Below are 14778 nucleotides of genomic sequence, written 5' to 3' on the forward strand. Positions count from 1 at the left end.
GGAGTCAGGTTATGGGAGAACTCATTGTCGCTCAGGCAGGGAAACGGGCCATCCGCTTCGGCATCTGCAAACGCTGTCTCAGCACGGACGTCCGGACGTTCACTTGTCATCACGGATCGTGTGCTTACTGCCGGAACTGTCTTTATCTTGGACGTGTCTGCCGATGTGATTTTCTACAAGAGCGGGACATCACGACACCTCTCGAAACGACCGATTTGACGATGCCGTTTGAGCTCGCCCCCGACCAAAAACGGGTCGCAAATCAATTGCTCACGTGGTGGGACGGACAAAAGACGGGGCTCGTACATGCGGTATGTGGCGCCGGGAAGACGGAGATGACGTTCCCTGTGATTGAGCGGGTCGTCAATGCAGGAAAGCGGGTATTGATCGTGTCCCCGCGGAAAGACGTCGCCATCGAATGGGTCGAACGGCTCGAACGAGCATTCACCGTGCCTGTCACGAGACGATACGGGGGCGGGGAGAAAGACTCCGTCGGGATGATCACGGTGGCGACCGCGCCGTTACTCATGAATATCCGGGACGTCTTCGATTATGTGCTCGTCGATGAGTCCGATGCTTTCCCGTTTGCCTTTGACATAGCGTTATGGAATACCATTCGGCGGGTCGGGAGAGGTGTCTTCTTGTTCATCACGGCAACCCCGACCGTTTGGCAACAGATGTTTCCGACGGTTCATCTGTCGCGGCGCTATCACGGATTTGATTTGCCGGTCCCGACACTTGTCAAACAGTCCGACGAACGAATCGTAGAGTTCTGTCGACGTCACGCCTTGAAACCACGTCTCTTGTTCGTGCCGACGAAGCCTGATTTGGAGCGGTACCGCGAGACATTAGAAGGGGCGGGACTCACCTGTCGGACGGTATCGGCCGAGACCGAGGAACGGACCGACGCCCTTCACTGGCTCCAAGAGACGAACGGCGTCGTCCTTGCGACCTCCATCTGGGAGCGGGGGATGACGGTTCGGGACGTGCAGGTCGCCGTGGTGGAAAGTGAACATCGGCTCTTCTCGACACGAGGGCTCATTCAGATGGCAGGTCGGGCGGGACGAAAACCGGATGCGCCGACAGGAGAGGTCTGTTTCTTTTACAAGGAGCGGACATTCCGTCAAGATGTTGCCATCCGGAAAATCAAGGAGGCGAATCGGCGATGAGATGTCTTATTTGTCATGAGTCGATGACCGTCCCGTGGACTCCTGCCACATTATGGCGACGGGACTGGGTGTGTCCTTCTTGCGAGTCGAAACTGACGCCGCTCGGGACGGGTTGCCCGCGCTGTGGTCAACCGAACGAGACCGGTGAGACGTGTCCGGACTGCATCCGCTGGCTCGCGCTCGGTCTAGACTTGACCGTCCGCTGCCTGTACGCATACGATGAGGCAGGAATTGACTGGCTACATCGATTTAAATTCAGCGGGGACGTTGTCATTGCCTCATCGGTCGCGCCAGCGCTTCGGGCATTACGTTCATCTGGCGTGACCTATGTTCCGATTCCGTTGAGTAAGGAGCGGCTTCAGACACGTCGCTTCAATCAGGCCGAGGTGCTCGCGCGATGTATCGGTCCGGCGCGACAGATTCTCGAAAAATCGGAGGTTTCAAGTCAACGTGAACTCGGGAAAGAAGGAAGACGACACCGAACGAATCCTTTCACTGTACCAACTTCAGTGAAATGTGGGAAAATCATTCTTGTAGACGACGTCTATACGACGGGGACGACCCTTCATCAGGCGGCATTTTCGTTGCGACAGGCAGGTGCATCAGAAGTTTCTGCGATTTGCTTATTTCGGGCGCTAAACAAATCGAAATCGCGTCCGATATAAAGAGCAGAGGTGAAACCAATGGATGCAGCAACTTGCCAAATGTGTGGGCGCTTGTTTATGAAACAGGGACGTTCACCGTATTGTCCATCATGTAGTGATGTCGACTTCCAAAATTTTTTGAAAGTCCGTGACTTCATTCGTGAACCAGCCAATAAACAAACGACCATCGGAGCACTGGTCGAAGCAACGGGTGTCCCTGAACTTGATATCACGCGATATATCCATGAAGGACGCTTGATCATCAAAGACAATCCGGCGCTCGCCATCAGCTGCGTTCGTTGTGGTCGGCCTACGAACGAAGGGAAAATTTGTTCGAACTGTCAAAGAGAAATGCAGAAAGAACTGTCCAGTCTACAGGAGATGCAGGAGAGCTTGGCGAAAAAGTCGAGTATCCGCGCTTATCGTTTGGATTAACATCATGAAGAGGGGGAAGACGCATGCGCATCGATTCAGCCAAGTGGGTACACTTACCAAACACTTATGAAAAGAAAACGCAAGTCGAGCCGAAGCCCGCGCAATCACGCCAAACGGACCAATTGTCAATTTCGGCGGAAGCTCGCGCCCGGTTTGAAGAACCGGTGAAACATCCGGACCGTCTCGCAAAAATCGACGCTTTGAAAGCGGAGATTGGTGCAGGCACATATTCACGGGACGCGCGCGAAATCGCTAAACGCTTTCTACAAGGATGAATGGAAGCGAGGTCCGTTTGAGGCCTTCGCACTGAATAACACGGCACGGAAGCTGACTAAATAAGGGATACCCCTTTCTTTAGTCGGCTCTTTTTTTGAAAAAGGAGAGACTCATGCTCACATTACATAAACGGTTACTCGAATTGGCTTACGTAAAAGAACAGCTTCTGATCCAAAATGACATGGTGGCATTTAGCACGCTCGTCAAAGAAGAAGCGAAACTCGTCCGACAAATTTCGCAAAAAGAAGCGGAACGACTTCAAGGGACGTATGAATTGGACGATGAAGAGATAGAGGAATTGAGACCGGTCTTGTTCGAGTTGAAGCGACAGAACGAATTGAACGCGACGCTACTCGAACAATCCCTTCGTTATATTACTTGGCATCTGGATATGCTCATGCCGGAAGCAGATGATTTCACATACGGACAACAAGCGTTCGAAACACGCTCGTTCAGCCGTGACGTTTAAGGAGGAAGTGGAATGGGTTCAACATTTATGGGATTAGAGACGGCACGCCGCAGTCTCTCGACACACCAATGGGCGCTTCAGGCGACCGGGAATAACGTGGCGAACGCCTCAAACCCTGGCTATTCACGCCAACGACTCACACTCGGGATGACCGAACAGCTCTCGGTCAACTTCGGCGGGACGAAAGCCGGACAATTCGGGACAGGGGTACGCGGGGAGACACTCGCCCGAATTCGCGATCTCATGATCGATCAACAGTATCGTGACGAGTCGGTGAAGAACGCCTTCTATGCGACAAAAGAAGCCGCGTTCGGCCGGATGGAAGACATCATCAACGAACCGTCTGAGAACGGGCTCGCCCATGCGCTCGATAAATTTTGGTCATCCCTTCAAGACTTGGCGGTCAACCCGGATGATACGGGTGCGCGAAGCGTGGTTCGGCAGCGAGCGTTGACGTTGACACAAACGTTCAACTACATGTCTTCTTCGTTATCGAAAGTACAAGAAGACTTGAAAGCAGAAGCGGGCGTCGTCACGAAAAAAATCAACGACTTGTTGACGAAAATCGGTGACGTCAACCGTCAAATCGGCGATGCGGAACCGCTTGGGGTCTTACCGAACGAATTGTATGATGAGCGCGATCGCTATATGGACGAGTTGTCGCAATACATCGAGTTCAAACGTGTACCGGTCGATTATACGAACGGGGAGACACGTGGGAACTCACAACGTGTCGCGGAAGGACGGATTGATATTCGAATTTCTGTGCCGGGAACACCAACTCCAACGGAAATTACATTAGTTGATGGATTAACGGGTGGAATCGGGAAAATGAATGATATGACACTAACGAACGCAGCGGGTGGAACGTCAACACTCGTATTTAGTGACTTACCAAATGGGAAGTTGAAAGCGCTCGTTGATATGTACGGTTCAGCTACGGGAACAGAAACGCACGATGGAGCTTTTACCAAGATGTTGAAGGATTTAGATGTCATGGCAAAAGAGTTCACGACGGCATTTAATGATTTGCATAAGACTTTTTACGATGGGAATGTTCAAGATAATCCCCGGCAAAAAGGTATCGATTTCTTTATTGTCGGCGATGCGAAGACCGTAACGGTCAATCCGACAATTTTATCGAACTTGAACTTGATTGCCATCTCAAAAGACCAAAACATCGGAGACGGTAGTGGGGCTCTTGACTTGGCAAACTTAAAAAATGCGCAAATCACATTTACGGGTGGTTCATCTACTGCGACGACTTCCATCGGGAAGTACTATCAAAACGTTATCGGGAACATGGCTGTCGAGGCGAGCCAGAACGGCAACCTCGCCAAGAGTACACTCGCCCTGTTGAGCAGTTCAGACCAGCGTCGTCAGTCGGTCAGTGCCGTCTCGCTCGATGAAGAGATGACGATGATGATCCAGTATCAACATGCTTATAATGCGGCGGCACGTAACATCACGGCCGTCGATGAAATGTTAGACAAAATCATTAACGGCATGGGTGTCGTAGGGAGGTAATGACTGATGCGTGTCACACAGACAATGCTCACACAGACGAACTTGAAGCATTTATCCAGTAGCTACAACACACTCGCTCGTGTCCAGGAACAACTCATCAGCGGGAAACGGATTCAAAAAGCATCGGAGGACCCAGTCGTCGCGATGCAAGGCATCCGTTACCGGACCGAGGTGCGTGAAGTCGACCAATTCCGTCGTAACGTCAGCGAGGCGACGAGCTGGATGGATTTGACGGACTCGACGCTCAATGAGGTCACGGAAGCCGTCAAGCGGATTCGTGAATTGACGACGCAAGCGGCGAACGATACGTATGAATCATCGCAACGTGCCATCATCAAGAGTGAGGTCGATCAGTTGATCGAACATATCGGCTCTCTCGCCAACTCAAAGGCAGGCGAGAAGTATATTTATAACGGTACGAAAACGGATAAACCGTTGATTGATATCGATAAATTGAAAGCGTATCTCGCTGATCCGAGTGCAACCGCAGACGTCAACACGATTTATACAGATGCTACTGGCGCACCGACTACGACTGGGAAAATCGAATTCGAGGTTTCAAAAGGGATTATGGTACAGGTGAACATGCAACCGGAAACAATCTTCGGGAAAGAGCTGTTCGAAGGTCTCAAAAATTTGAGCGGATTACTGGCGAAAAATACGACTGGTGGTGCCGACCTATCCGCTGAACTCGACACGCTCGACACACTCGGTCAAAACTTGATTACGGAACGGGCAGAGCTCGGTGCCCGTGCGAACCGTTTGGAGCTCGTCGACAACCGTCTACAAGACCATGAAATTATCGCCAAGACCATCATGTCTGATAACGAGGACATCGACGTGGAGAAAGTCATCATGGAACTGAAGTCACATGAGACCGTCCATCGTGCGGCGCTTTCTGCAGGTGCCCGCATCATTCAGCCGACGCTCCTCGACTTCTTGCGGTAATCGGTCGTGAATCTCGCGAGACTTGAGATGCGGCAGACGTTTGCCGCGATCCAGATGACGTCCAATCGTCCTGTGCTCGAGATGCGTCAAGGGCGGGCCGACCTGTCGATCCAACAAGGCAGAGCCGAGATGACGCAACAGACGACACCCGGGAAGCTTGAGGTCGACTCATCGGTGGCAAGAAGTGAGAGCAACCTGAAAGGCGTGCTTGAACTCGGGAAATACCTCGGTCAGATGGGAGAGCAAGGGGCCCGTGAGGCGATGGCGAACATCGCCCGGGACGGCGACCGTATGATGCGAATCGAGAACGGGAATCCGATTCCATCGATGGCAGCGGAGAAGGTGAACGACCCATATCCGATCGTCGAGATGGGCTACATGCCAAAATCGATTGATCGAGTCAAGTTGACGTATACGCCGGCGGATGTGAAAATCGAGTGGAATATCACGCCACCCCAAATTGATGTATCGCTCACGCCAGCCGATATCTCGTTCACGCCATGGACGACGGACATCTCGCTCCGTCAACAGGCGTCACTCGAGATATGGCCGGTCGGTGGGATGTATGATGAAACGCGTTGAAAGTGAGGACAATCCATGTTCATTGAAACAGACTACTTTGGCAAGATTGAAATAAACGAAGCGGAGACGATCACGTTCGTCAGTGAGATCCCGGGGTTCCCGGATTCAAAGACGTTCGTGCTGATCCCGTACGGGGAGGATTTACCGTTCTGGTCGCTTCAGTCAATCGAGGAACAAGCCTGTGCGTTCGTCGTGACGAACCCGTTTTGGCATAAGTCGGACTATGCGTTCGAATTGTCGGATGGCGCGAAAGACCAACTTGGGATCGAAGAGGCGGAACACGTCTCGGTCTACTCGATCGTCACGCTCCGTGAGCCGTTCGAATCGTCGACGCTCAATTTGAAGGCGCCGATCGTTATCGAGACGAAGGAACGTCGCGGGAAACAAGTCATCCTAGACGATGCGTATCCGGCCCGTTATCCGCTCGGCGGCACGAAAGCGGAGGTGCGCTGATGCTCGTATTGAAACGAAAACAAGGTGAGGCCATCCATATCGGGGACGACGTGACGCTCACGGTGCTCGCCATCGAAGGCGACCAAGTGAAGCTCGGAATCGATGCCCCGCGTCATATCGATATCCATCGTCATGAGGTATATATTCAAATGCAAGAAGAGAACGAGTCGGCACGAAATAGTGCCAACTTGATGAAGCAGATGATTCAAAAGCAGTCGGAAGCGTGAGCTTTCGACTTTTTTCATGAATCCGGTAATTGATGGATGACAGGGCTCGATTGGTTGGGATAGGATGGAAACGGAAAGGGAGGGAGGAGAATCCGTGGGAATCGTCATTAACTATTTTGTGATCAATATCAGTCTCATCTTTTTATTCATGTCGCTCACACTTTATGTGATGCGAACGGTCTTACCGATTCAGCCGACCTCCCCGTTATTTGTACGATTTTGGTTTGGGGTGTCAAACGGGTTGACGGCCATCCTGTTGACAATCAATGCGATTGAACTCGGTGATGCCCGCATTGACTTACGTCTGATTCCAATCGCCTTAGCCGCCACATTTGCGGGACCGTTCGGGGCAATCGTCACCTTGGGACTCATCTTTATCGGTCGGATGACGATCCATGGGATGAGCGCCCCGTTCATTGACACCGTCCTCATGTTTGTTGTCTTTTTCTTGTTTTCTCTCGTGATATCACGTGTGCCCATCAGTCGAGGAAGAGGGTATGCCATTTACATCGGATTCGGTGCACTGCTCGTTTTGATTCGCGTGACCAGAAGTGTGGATATGGACGTGTTTGTGAACGTGTTCGTGCCCTATTTTCTGATGCTGTCACTGGGGGCATGGCTCTGTTATTGGGCCGCGAAGAAGCTCGAGACGCACCTGTGGATGTTCCTTCTTCATACGCACCGGGCGACCATCGATGAATTGACGGGACTTCCGAACCGATATCGGACCCTCGAGCAGATGAACGATATGGAAATGTCCGGGAAGCCATGGACGTTACTCGTCATCGATGTCGATCATTTCAAACAGTTGAACGATACATATGGACACTTGGCAGGGGACGCGGCGTTACGTCATATCGGACAGACGCTTGAGCGACATCGTCCACCAGCCGGATTTGTCGGCCGCTATGGCGGTGAGGAATTTTTACTCGTCATCGAAGGCGGTGAAGGGATGACGAAGGTGGCGGAAGACATCGTGCAGACAGTACGGCACACGACGTTCGAATTTCAAGGCGAACGCATCCCGATGACCGTCTCCATCGGCGCGGCGATTGCTGGGTATGAGTCGAGCATGGTCGTGTTTGAGCGGGCCGATGCGGCGTTATACGAAGCGAAACGAAATGGACGGGACCAGGTCCGGTTCGCATGAAGCTATGAATCGTGAGCATACACGATTCATAGCTTTTTTGGTTTTTATATCGATAAAATCTATATTAATTGAAAAAAAGATAAAAATAGACAATATAAATGGTATTTTATTCTTGTTTTTATCCATTTAGTTATTGTAGTATAGAAAACAGGTCGTTGACTTATACTATATTGAAATAAGGAGTTTATTGTTTTATGAAAAAGTTTTTCAAATGGTTTGCCATCATTCTAATCGGATTGATTGTCATCGGCATGCTACTTCCGTCTGACGAAGAGTCGAATACAGGAAGTAAAGTCGGAGAGGCCGACGCGACAGAAGCAGAAGCGGACGTGAACGATACCATCTTCAAAGTGGGAGATGTGGTCGACTTGAACGGTGTCTTACTTACCGTAAAGGATGCGACATACATCCCGGCGTCTGAGTACTCACAACCTGAAAACGGGAAAGTACTTCAAATGAACGTAGAAGTCGTGAACAACACGGAGGATTCTACGTTCGTAGACAGTTCAAACTTCAACTTGTATGATGCGGACGGGAATGCGCTCGACTTCTATTACGGATTGGATGGTTTAGACATCAGTGGTGACTTGAACAAGGGAAAGAAACTTCAAGGGACATTGACGTTTGATGTACCAGAAGGCTCAAACTACGAAATGATCTTTGAACCAACCTTCTCATGGACAGACGAATCCATCACATGGGACATTCAACCGAACTAACATGATCATTTAAAAATCCCCTATAACCGTTGGCAATGATGGTCCAGCGGTTATAGGGGATTTCACGTTTAGTGAATGTTTTTCTTCTTGAACTGACCGCCACGGACGTCGTGAATGTTGCCGATGGCGAGGAACGCTTTCTCGTCATAGTCATCGAGGATGTCTTTCAGTTTCGTCTCTTCGAGTCGACTGATGACCGTGAAGACGACTTTCTTCCCATCACCCGTGTAGGCGCCTTCTCCATGAAGATACGTCACACCACGACCGAGCCGGTCCATGATGGCTTGCCCGATATCGTCTGGTGCGGACGTGATGATCCAGGCCGCTTTCGACTGGTCAATCCCTTCTAGGACGACATCGATCGTCTTGAAGGCGATGAAATAGGTGAGGAGCGAATACATGGCCCGGTCCCAACTGAAGACGAAACCGGCCGTCCCGAGGATGAAGATATTGAAAAACATGACAATCTCTCCGACGGAGAACGGCAACCGGTTCGTGAAGGAAACGGCGAGGATCTCTGTTCCGTCGAGCGAGCCCCCGGCGCGGATGACGAGCCCGATTCCGGCACCGAGTAAGAAACCACCGAAGACGGTCGACAAGAGGAGGTCGTCTGTGAACGGATTGATGTCATGCAGGACGATGGTGAAGCCGGACATGAGTAAGATGGCCGTCAACGTGACGACGGCGAACGTCTTCCCGATTTGCCGATACCCGAAGTAGATGAACGGTAAGTTGAAGAGGACGAGCCAAATCGCGAGCTTCGTCTCCGTCAAGTACGACACGATGATCGACACACCGACGATACCACCGTCGATGATCTGGTTCGGTACGAGGAACGCCTCCAAGCCGACCGCGAAGACGAGGGAGCCGAGTAATAAGAGGACGACTTTCGCAAACAGTTCGGACGCCTTGATCGGATTATGTTCGCGCCTTAAGCGCTGCACTTCCTCCGGTGTCGGGGAAGGCATGGGTGTACGCTGCATACAGGATGCCCCCTTTCCATTTCCTTCAGTATACCAAATGATGCGAACCGACAATCGTTTATGACAGAGAATCTGACATGAATATTCAGAATTGATGGATGATTCCCGATAAATTATTTCGAAATCATTTTATGTTAAACTAACAAGGTTGTTGAACAATGGATGGAGGTCTATAGGGTGAAGCGAGAAAACAAAACATGGTTGATGGCGTTCCAAATGGTCATGAACATCATCGGCGGACTCATCGCAGCGTATGGATTGGAGTCCGTCCTCATTCCGAATAACGTGTCAGACGGAGGCGTCACTGGGATCAGTATCGTCGGGTCACAGCTAACGGGACTGCCGCTCGGTATTTTCATCGGGGTGTTGAATATTCCGTTTGTCTATCTCGGGTATAAACAGATCGGGAAGAGTTTCGCCATCCTCTCGGTTACCGGGATTGCGTCCTTGTCTGTCGGTACGGTCATCATGCACCACGTTCCGACCATCATCGAGGGGGACGCGCTCCTCATAACCGTGGTCGGTGGAATCATCCTCGGATTCGGGATGGGGATCTCCCTTCGTAACGGGGGCGCGCTTGACGGCATCGATATGTTGGCGGTCCTCTTATCACGAAAACTGCCGTTCGGGACGAGTGATTTGATCCTGTTTCTGAATACGTTCGTCTTTATCGTCGTCTCGACGGTGTTCGGTCTTCAAGGAGCTGTCCTGTCAGCGATCGCCTACTTCATCGCCTCGAAAGTGATTCATATCGTCGAAGAGGGATTGAGCGGGGCGAAAACGTTCAAAATCATCACGAGTGAACCGCATGAGATGGTCGAGACGATTCGGGACCGTCTTGGACGGAGCGCCACGTTGAATCAAATCCAAGGAGCGTATTCCAAGGAAAGCTATTATGAAATCACGTGTGTCATCAACCGGCTCGAGGAACGAAAAATTAAAGACATCATCGACGATGTCGACCCGAAAGCGTTCGTCGTCGTGTATGAGGTGACAGAGGTCAAAGGCGGGAATTTCCAAAAACGCGATATTCATTAACGGATGGCCAAGGGTCGTCCGTTTTTTAAATCCGCAGGTATCGGTCCAAGCAGGAAATCGCACAGAGGAAGTGGAAGAAGTCGATGCTAGAGAAAGGGGAGGATTGGGAATGTACGCACTGATTGGAAAGCTTGTCACGAAAGCGGGGCAACGCGACAGGCTCGTAGCGATTTTATCGGAAGCGGCGCGGGAGATGGAGGCGACATCGGACTGTGAATCGTATCGGGTCCATGTGTCGCTCGACGAGGCGAATACCGTGTTCGTCTATGAAGTATGGCGAAATGAAGAGGCGCATGCGGCGTCGTTGTCGCTTGCTGAAGTGAGGGCGTATATCGATCAGGCGAAGCCGATCCTCGAGCGGATGGAGCGGATCGCCGCGCTCGAACTCCGAACGTGACTGATATTGGATGATGAAACGGATGGCGAAGCGCTGTCCGTTTTTTGCAGGAGAAATGGCAAGGTGTCGAGAACATGACAGGATTCGGAAAGGAGGGATCGCATGCGCCCACTCATACTCGGTGTCTTCGCCGCCTTGTTTTTTGCGAGCACGTTCGTGTTGAACGAAGTGATGCAAGTCGGAGGTGGCAGCTTTGCCTATAGTGCCTCGCTCCGCTTTTTGTGGATGATCCCGTTACTGCTAGTTGTGGTCGCATTTCGTGGCGGACTCAAGCGAGTCTTCTCGACATTGAAAGAACGTCCTCGTCCATGGATGGTTTGGGGGACGGTCGGGTTCGGATTGTTTTACGTCCCGATTTGTCTCGCGGCCGAGGTCGCACCCCCGTGGCTGATTGCGGGCACGTGGCAAGTGACGATTGTCGCCGGAGCACTGTTGTCCCCACTCTTCAAGAAGGCAGACGGAACACGGGAGCGAATCCCATGGCGCGGACTTCGCTTCTCGGTCTTGATTCTCATTGGGGTCGTAATGATGCAAGTGGAGTTTTTCGAGTCGTTCGAACCTCGGTTCATTTGGCTTGGGGTCGTGCCGGTCATCATCGCCGCATTTGCCTACCCGCTCGGAAATCGTAAGATGATGCAGCACACGGACCTCGACGTATTCGAGCGAATCCTCGGGATGTGTCTCGGGTCGCTCCCGGTCTGGTTATTGTTATTCGGGTACGGATTGACGACGGGACGTCCCTCATCGAGTCAGCTCGGGCAGACGTTCCTCGTCGCCCTGTTATCCGGGATTGTCGCGACCGTGCTCTTCTTCATGGCGACCGATCTCGTCAAACAGGATATGGGAAGACTGGCGTCCGTTGAAGCGACGCAAGCGCTCGAAGTCCTGTTCGCGCTCATCGGGGAACTGGTCTTCCTGCATGCCGTCATGCCCTCGCCGATCGCCTTGTTCGGGATCGCGCTCGTCATGGTCGGGGTCGTCTTCCACAGTCGGAGTCAGTTCATGGAGCTTCCGACCGTGGTCCGACAAGAGGCATAAAAAATCCCCTCGGTCTTTTGAGCGAGGGGATGGTCATTAACTTGTTGTCAAACTGCCTTTGACTTTGTCATAGAAATCATCCATCATACCGGTACGGCTACCGAGTTGGCAGATGAGTTCGAGCGTTTCTTTATAGAACTTCTTGACGAGTCCTTTGTTTTTGACGCCATCCATTGATGCGAGCGTCTGATCGAGATTCTCTAAAATCTCTTTGATTTGCGCGTCTGAGTCCGGCTTGACGACTGTCATATTCTCGGGGATGCTGACGACTTTTTCTTGACCTTGGTGACGGAACGATGCACCGAAGCCGAGGTTCTCGATGAAGAGGTGAGGCATCACTTTTTGACCGAAGAAATGCTTGTGCCAGTCCGTTGCTTTCATCGTGTCCATGTCCTGTTTGAACGTAGATGCCGTGGAGACATATTGTTTAAACAAATCCGTCATGAATTTCTCGATGACCGGGATTTGAAGGGCGAAGACGTTTTTCAAGAGCGCGTCGAGCTGAGCGCGTGTCAAAGTAGTTTCGTTAGACATGTCAGTTCCTCTTTTCTATAGTACGTTACTACCATCGTATGGGATTGACGGACACTCGTCAATGTAAGGGGAAACATTTTTTCAGAATATTTAATGAAAAGTCATCAACTTGTGGGATAATCAAGTGAAGACATCAACAAGTGAGGAGTGGTTCTTGTGAACAAATCGATGAAGTGGGCGCTCGCGCTCGGTGTGACAGGTGCATTGGTGGCGACGGTCGGTGTCGTCTCGTCCCGGGGACGGACAGAGGATACGACACAGACGATTCGTGACCGTGAGCTCGGTTATGAGATCGTCTTGCCAGCTAAAATCGTCGAGGCGATTGAGCGGGGTGACGTCTATATCGAGAAGGCGCAGGACGTCGTCGACATCGGGGACACGAAGAGCTACGGCACGTTCGATTTATACTACAACGTCGAGGATGGGGACGACCAGCTCTTGTTCCACCTGGACTTGATCGACCGCGAATTGACTCAAGAAGCGTTCTCGACAGAAATCGGCTACGGTAACTACCTCGGGACGAACGACAAGACGTTCTTCTGGGTCGAACCGACAGAGGTCGTCCCGGGTGCGGAGGCGCATACGGACGAGATCGCCGAGTTGATCGAGACACTCCCTGAGTTGGAGTTCCGGACGTTATAATGTGATGAGACTGTAGACGGCTAGATCGTTTGCAGTCTTTTTAGAATGGGTGGTCATGTGCGAACAAGGAAACGGGATTATTCGGAAGGATTGATTGTAGCCCTTTTGTTTATCGTTGCGATGTATGTATTTGATTTACCGAAACAAGAGAGCTTGATCACCTTGGCTATCGTCATCGTCATCTCGGTGATGATGCGAGAAGTGACGCAACTTTTTCAGAATGAACGGAATGACTAAGAGACTGCTCGCTACGGCGGGCTTTTTCCTTTGTGCTACAATACAAATGAGGTGATATGAATGAATTTGACAGTAGAAGAAGTCAAACAGGCAGATGACGTCAAAGCGTTAGAACAGGCGGTCAACGCGAACGACAAGATCGACGTAAAGGTTGGGCATGCGTCGGTCGGACAGAACGATTATGCGGTATATGACGGCGAGACACTCGTCGGGTATCTCATGCTTTTCCCGTATCTCCCGAACGAGTATGAGGTGAATGCGCTCGTCCATCCGGAATACCGGAAACAAGGTGTCTTCACGGCACTGCTTGAGACGGCGAAACAAGATGCGAAATTGAACGGTTGCGAAGCGTTCACGTTCGTCATCGACCGAAATTCAGCGTCCGGGAAAGCAGTGCTCGAGCATCTTCGGGCGGCGTATCAGTTCTCGGAATACAATCTCGTCTTGAAAAAGGCGGAGCTCTTCTTGAAGCCGGACGAGGTATCGCTACGTGAGGCGACAGCAGACGACCGTCCACTTATCATCGCGACGCTCAGTGAGGCGTTCGGTGACCCGGTCGATGTGACGGAAAACATCTATCAACAAATCGACACGCCGGACCGCGTGACGTATATCGGCGAAGTGAACGGCAAACCGATCGGCGTGATTCGCGCTCTTCTGACAGGGGATGACGCGGCAAGCATCCATGCGTTCGGGGTCAAAGCAGGCGAGCAAGGCAAAGGCTACGGCACGAAAATGTTGAAACAGATGGTTCAACAACTGTTCCGTATGGGTCGGACGAAAGTCGAGCTCGATGTCGAAACGGAAAACAAGGCGGCGCTCGAGATTTATAAACGTGCCGGTTTTGCGGAGAATGGTGGCTATGAGTTTTATATGATCGAAGTGTGAGGTGAACCACATGGTGAAAAATCTGAAATGGCTCGGCGCGGCGTTTGAAGCCTTCCTCGGGATTCCGCTTCTCGGCGGGCTCTTCATCATCGGGATGGGCTATTCGCCCCTCGGTTTCATGTTCGTCTACCACGTGATCGTGTTGATTCTTTCGTTCAGTCGATTGAGTCGATTTTCTTACGGCGCGGCGGTCGGAATTGCGGCCTCGGTGCTCGGCTCCATTCCATTTGTCGGGATGATGTTGCATTGGGCGGCTGCCATCACGCTCGCGATTGATGCGGCGACGACACCACGACGTGTGGCGCATGTCGAACGTGACGATGAAGCATTTTGATGAAACGTACTCCTTGACGGGGTACGTTTTTTCATTGACCAAACGTTCAACTGAAAACGCTATACATTCATTGGAAATCGGACGATAT

General features: G+C 51.5%; 21 protein-coding genes. 19 read left to right on the top strand and 2 right to left on the bottom strand.

Annotated features, from left to right (window positions below):
- The first annotated feature begins 11 nt into the window (after positions 1-11).
- From KD909_RS04015 to KD909_RS04070, 12 genes are all read left to right on the top strand, one after another.
- On the top strand, positions 12-1169 hold the full coding sequence (locus KD909_RS04015; protein ID WP_211782467.1) for a DEAD/DEAH box helicase family protein: 1158 nt from the start codon (positions 12-14) through the stop codon (positions 1167-1169).
- Positions 1166-1834: a ComFC family protein gene (locus KD909_RS04020; RefSeq protein WP_211782468.1), complete on the top strand. Its 669-nt coding sequence runs from the start codon at positions 1166-1168 to the stop codon at positions 1832-1834. Before KD909_RS04015 ends, KD909_RS04020 begins: the two co-directional genes overlap by 4 nt.
- A gap of 18 nt (positions 1835-1852) precedes the next feature.
- Complete coding sequence (locus KD909_RS04025; RefSeq protein WP_211782469.1) at positions 1853-2248, top strand: flagellar protein; 396 nt, start codon at positions 1853-1855, stop codon at positions 2246-2248.
- A 23-nt stretch (positions 2249-2271) separates the two neighbouring features.
- On the top strand, positions 2272-2523 hold the full coding sequence (locus tag KD909_RS04030) for a flagellar biosynthesis anti-sigma factor FlgM (RefSeq protein WP_211782470.1): 252 nt from the start codon (positions 2272-2274) through the stop codon (positions 2521-2523).
- Positions 2524-2636: 113 nt separating this feature from the next.
- On the top strand, positions 2637-2993 hold the full coding sequence (gene flgN, locus KD909_RS04035) for a flagellar export chaperone FlgN (protein ID WP_211782471.1): 357 nt from the start codon (positions 2637-2639) through the stop codon (positions 2991-2993).
- A gap of 12 nt (positions 2994-3005) precedes the next feature.
- A complete protein-coding gene (flgK, locus tag KD909_RS04040; protein ID WP_211782472.1) occupies positions 3006-4520 on the top strand; it encodes a flagellar hook-associated protein FlgK in 1515 nt (504 codons plus the stop codon).
- Between the two features lie 6 nt (positions 4521-4526).
- Positions 4527-5468 carry a flagellar hook-associated protein FlgL gene (flgL, locus tag KD909_RS04045; RefSeq protein WP_211782473.1) on the top strand — a complete coding sequence of 314 codons (942 nt, stop codon included), beginning with the start codon at positions 4527-4529 and terminating at the stop codon, positions 5466-5468.
- Between the two features lie 27 nt (positions 5469-5495).
- Complete coding sequence (locus tag KD909_RS04050; protein WP_249199074.1) at positions 5496-6050, top strand: DUF6470 family protein; 555 nt, start codon at positions 5496-5498, stop codon at positions 6048-6050.
- Positions 6051-6065: 15 nt separating this feature from the next.
- On the top strand, positions 6066-6503 hold the full coding sequence (fliW, locus tag KD909_RS04055) for a flagellar assembly protein FliW (protein WP_012726977.1): 438 nt from the start codon (positions 6066-6068) through the stop codon (positions 6501-6503).
- Positions 6503-6730, top strand: coding sequence for a carbon storage regulator CsrA (gene csrA, locus KD909_RS04060; protein ID WP_012726976.1), 228 nt, complete (start codon positions 6503-6505; stop codon positions 6728-6730). Before fliW ends, csrA begins: the two co-directional genes overlap by 1 nt.
- Before the next feature lie 94 nt (positions 6731-6824).
- Positions 6825-7880, top strand: a complete 1056-nt coding sequence (locus KD909_RS04065) for a GGDEF domain-containing protein (protein WP_211782474.1) — start codon at positions 6825-6827, stop codon at positions 7878-7880.
- Between the two features lie 194 nt (positions 7881-8074).
- Positions 8075-8599 (top strand): DUF4352 domain-containing protein, encoded by a 525-nt coding sequence (locus tag KD909_RS04070; RefSeq protein ID WP_012726974.1) that lies wholly within the window; start codon positions 8075-8077, stop codon positions 8597-8599.
- 68 nt (positions 8600-8667) lie between these two features.
- Here the strand turns inward: KD909_RS04070 and KD909_RS04075 are convergent, their stop codons facing one another.
- Positions 8668-9582, bottom strand: coding sequence for a YitT family protein (locus tag KD909_RS04075; RefSeq protein ID WP_211782475.1), 915 nt, complete (start codon positions 9580-9582; stop codon positions 8668-8670).
- A 204-nt stretch (positions 9583-9786) separates the two neighbouring features.
- Here KD909_RS04075 and KD909_RS04080 point away from each other — a divergent pair, with 204 nt between their 5' ends.
- The 3 genes from KD909_RS04080 (at position 9787) to KD909_RS04090 (ending at position 12055) form a co-directional block, all read left to right on the top strand.
- Positions 9787-10620, top strand: a complete 834-nt coding sequence (locus tag KD909_RS04080) for a YitT family protein (RefSeq protein ID WP_369792432.1) — start codon at positions 9787-9789, stop codon at positions 10618-10620.
- 109 nt (positions 10621-10729) lie between these two features.
- Positions 10730-11017 (top strand): putative quinol monooxygenase, encoded by a 288-nt coding sequence (locus tag KD909_RS04085; RefSeq protein WP_031422801.1) that lies wholly within the window; start codon positions 10730-10732, stop codon positions 11015-11017.
- A 102-nt stretch (positions 11018-11119) separates the two neighbouring features.
- Positions 11120-12055: a DMT family transporter gene (locus KD909_RS04090; protein ID WP_211782476.1), complete on the top strand. Its 936-nt coding sequence runs from the start codon at positions 11120-11122 to the stop codon at positions 12053-12055.
- Positions 12056-12091: 36 nt separating this feature from the next.
- On the opposite strand, the gene KD909_RS04095 is transcribed toward KD909_RS04090, so the two are convergent.
- Positions 12092-12589 carry a hypothetical protein gene (locus KD909_RS04095; protein WP_031422805.1) on the bottom strand — a complete coding sequence of 166 codons (498 nt, stop codon included), beginning with the start codon at positions 12587-12589 and terminating at the stop codon, positions 12092-12094.
- Positions 12590-12745: 156 nt separating this feature from the next.
- Between KD909_RS04095 and KD909_RS04100 the strand changes: the two genes are divergently transcribed.
- The 4 genes from KD909_RS04100 to KD909_RS04115 are packed head-to-tail and all read left to right on the top strand — an operon-like array spanning position 12746 to position 14690.
- On the top strand, positions 12746-13231 hold the full coding sequence (locus KD909_RS04100) for a hypothetical protein (protein ID WP_211782477.1): 486 nt from the start codon (positions 12746-12748) through the stop codon (positions 13229-13231).
- A gap of 57 nt (positions 13232-13288) precedes the next feature.
- Complete coding sequence (locus tag KD909_RS04105; protein WP_211782478.1) at positions 13289-13468, top strand: hypothetical protein; 180 nt, start codon at positions 13289-13291, stop codon at positions 13466-13468.
- Positions 13469-13528: 60 nt separating this feature from the next.
- Positions 13529-14356 (top strand): GNAT family N-acetyltransferase, encoded by an 828-nt coding sequence (locus KD909_RS04110; protein WP_211782479.1) that lies wholly within the window; start codon positions 13529-13531, stop codon positions 14354-14356.
- Positions 14357-14366: 10 nt separating this feature from the next.
- A complete protein-coding gene (locus KD909_RS04115; protein WP_211782480.1) occupies positions 14367-14690 on the top strand; it encodes a hypothetical protein in 324 nt (107 codons plus the stop codon).
- Positions 14691-14778: the final 88 nt, after the last annotated feature.

Origin of the sequence: Exiguobacterium sp. PFWT01, assembly GCF_018255795.1 — a bacterium.
Lineage (GTDB): Bacteria > Bacillota > Bacilli > Exiguobacteriales > Exiguobacteriaceae > Exiguobacterium.

What these genes read in the sequence shown, in the direction of transcription:
- KD909_RS04015 (WP_211782467.1), top strand. Translation starts at nt 12, where the DNA reads ATGGGAGAACTCATTGTCGCTCAGGCAGGGAAACGGGCCATCCGCTTC.
- KD909_RS04020 (WP_211782468.1), top strand. Translation starts at nt 1,166, where the DNA reads ATGAGATGTCTTATTTGTCATGAGTCGATGACCGTCCCGTGGACTCCT.
- KD909_RS04025 (WP_211782469.1), top strand. Translation starts at nt 1,853, where the DNA reads ATGGATGCAGCAACTTGCCAAATGTGTGGGCGCTTGTTTATGAAACAG.
- KD909_RS04030 (WP_211782470.1), top strand. Translation starts at nt 2,272, where the DNA reads ATGCGCATCGATTCAGCCAAGTGGGTACACTTACCAAACACTTATGAA.
- flgN (WP_211782471.1), top strand. Translation starts at nt 2,637, where the DNA reads ATGCTCACATTACATAAACGGTTACTCGAATTGGCTTACGTAAAAGAA.
- flgK (WP_211782472.1), top strand. Translation starts at nt 3,006, where the DNA reads ATGGGTTCAACATTTATGGGATTAGAGACGGCACGCCGCAGTCTCTCG.
- flgL (WP_211782473.1), top strand. Translation starts at nt 4,527, where the DNA reads ATGCGTGTCACACAGACAATGCTCACACAGACGAACTTGAAGCATTTA.
- KD909_RS04050 (WP_249199074.1), top strand. Translation starts at nt 5,496, where the DNA reads ATGCGGCAGACGTTTGCCGCGATCCAGATGACGTCCAATCGTCCTGTG.
- fliW (WP_012726977.1), top strand. Translation starts at nt 6,066, where the DNA reads ATGTTCATTGAAACAGACTACTTTGGCAAGATTGAAATAAACGAAGCG.
- csrA (WP_012726976.1), top strand. Translation starts at nt 6,503, where the DNA reads ATGCTCGTATTGAAACGAAAACAAGGTGAGGCCATCCATATCGGGGAC.
- KD909_RS04070 (WP_012726974.1), top strand. Translation starts at nt 8,075, where the DNA reads ATGAAAAAGTTTTTCAAATGGTTTGCCATCATTCTAATCGGATTGATT.
- KD909_RS04075 (WP_211782475.1), bottom strand. Translation starts at nt 9,582, where the DNA reads ATGCAGCGTACACCCATGCCTTCCCCGACACCGGAGGAAGTGCAGCGC.
- KD909_RS04080 (WP_369792432.1), top strand. Translation starts at nt 9,787, where the DNA reads ATGGCGTTCCAAATGGTCATGAACATCATCGGCGGACTCATCGCAGCG.
- KD909_RS04085 (WP_031422801.1), top strand. Translation starts at nt 10,730, where the DNA reads ATGTACGCACTGATTGGAAAGCTTGTCACGAAAGCGGGGCAACGCGAC.
- KD909_RS04090 (WP_211782476.1), top strand. Translation starts at nt 11,120, where the DNA reads ATGCGCCCACTCATACTCGGTGTCTTCGCCGCCTTGTTTTTTGCGAGC.
- KD909_RS04095 (WP_031422805.1), bottom strand. Translation starts at nt 12,589, where the DNA reads ATGTCTAACGAAACTACTTTGACACGCGCTCAGCTCGACGCGCTCTTG.
- KD909_RS04110 (WP_211782479.1), top strand. Translation starts at nt 13,529, where the DNA reads ATGAATTTGACAGTAGAAGAAGTCAAACAGGCAGATGACGTCAAAGCG.
- KD909_RS04115 (WP_211782480.1), top strand. Translation starts at nt 14,367, where the DNA reads ATGGTGAAAAATCTGAAATGGCTCGGCGCGGCGTTTGAAGCCTTCCTC.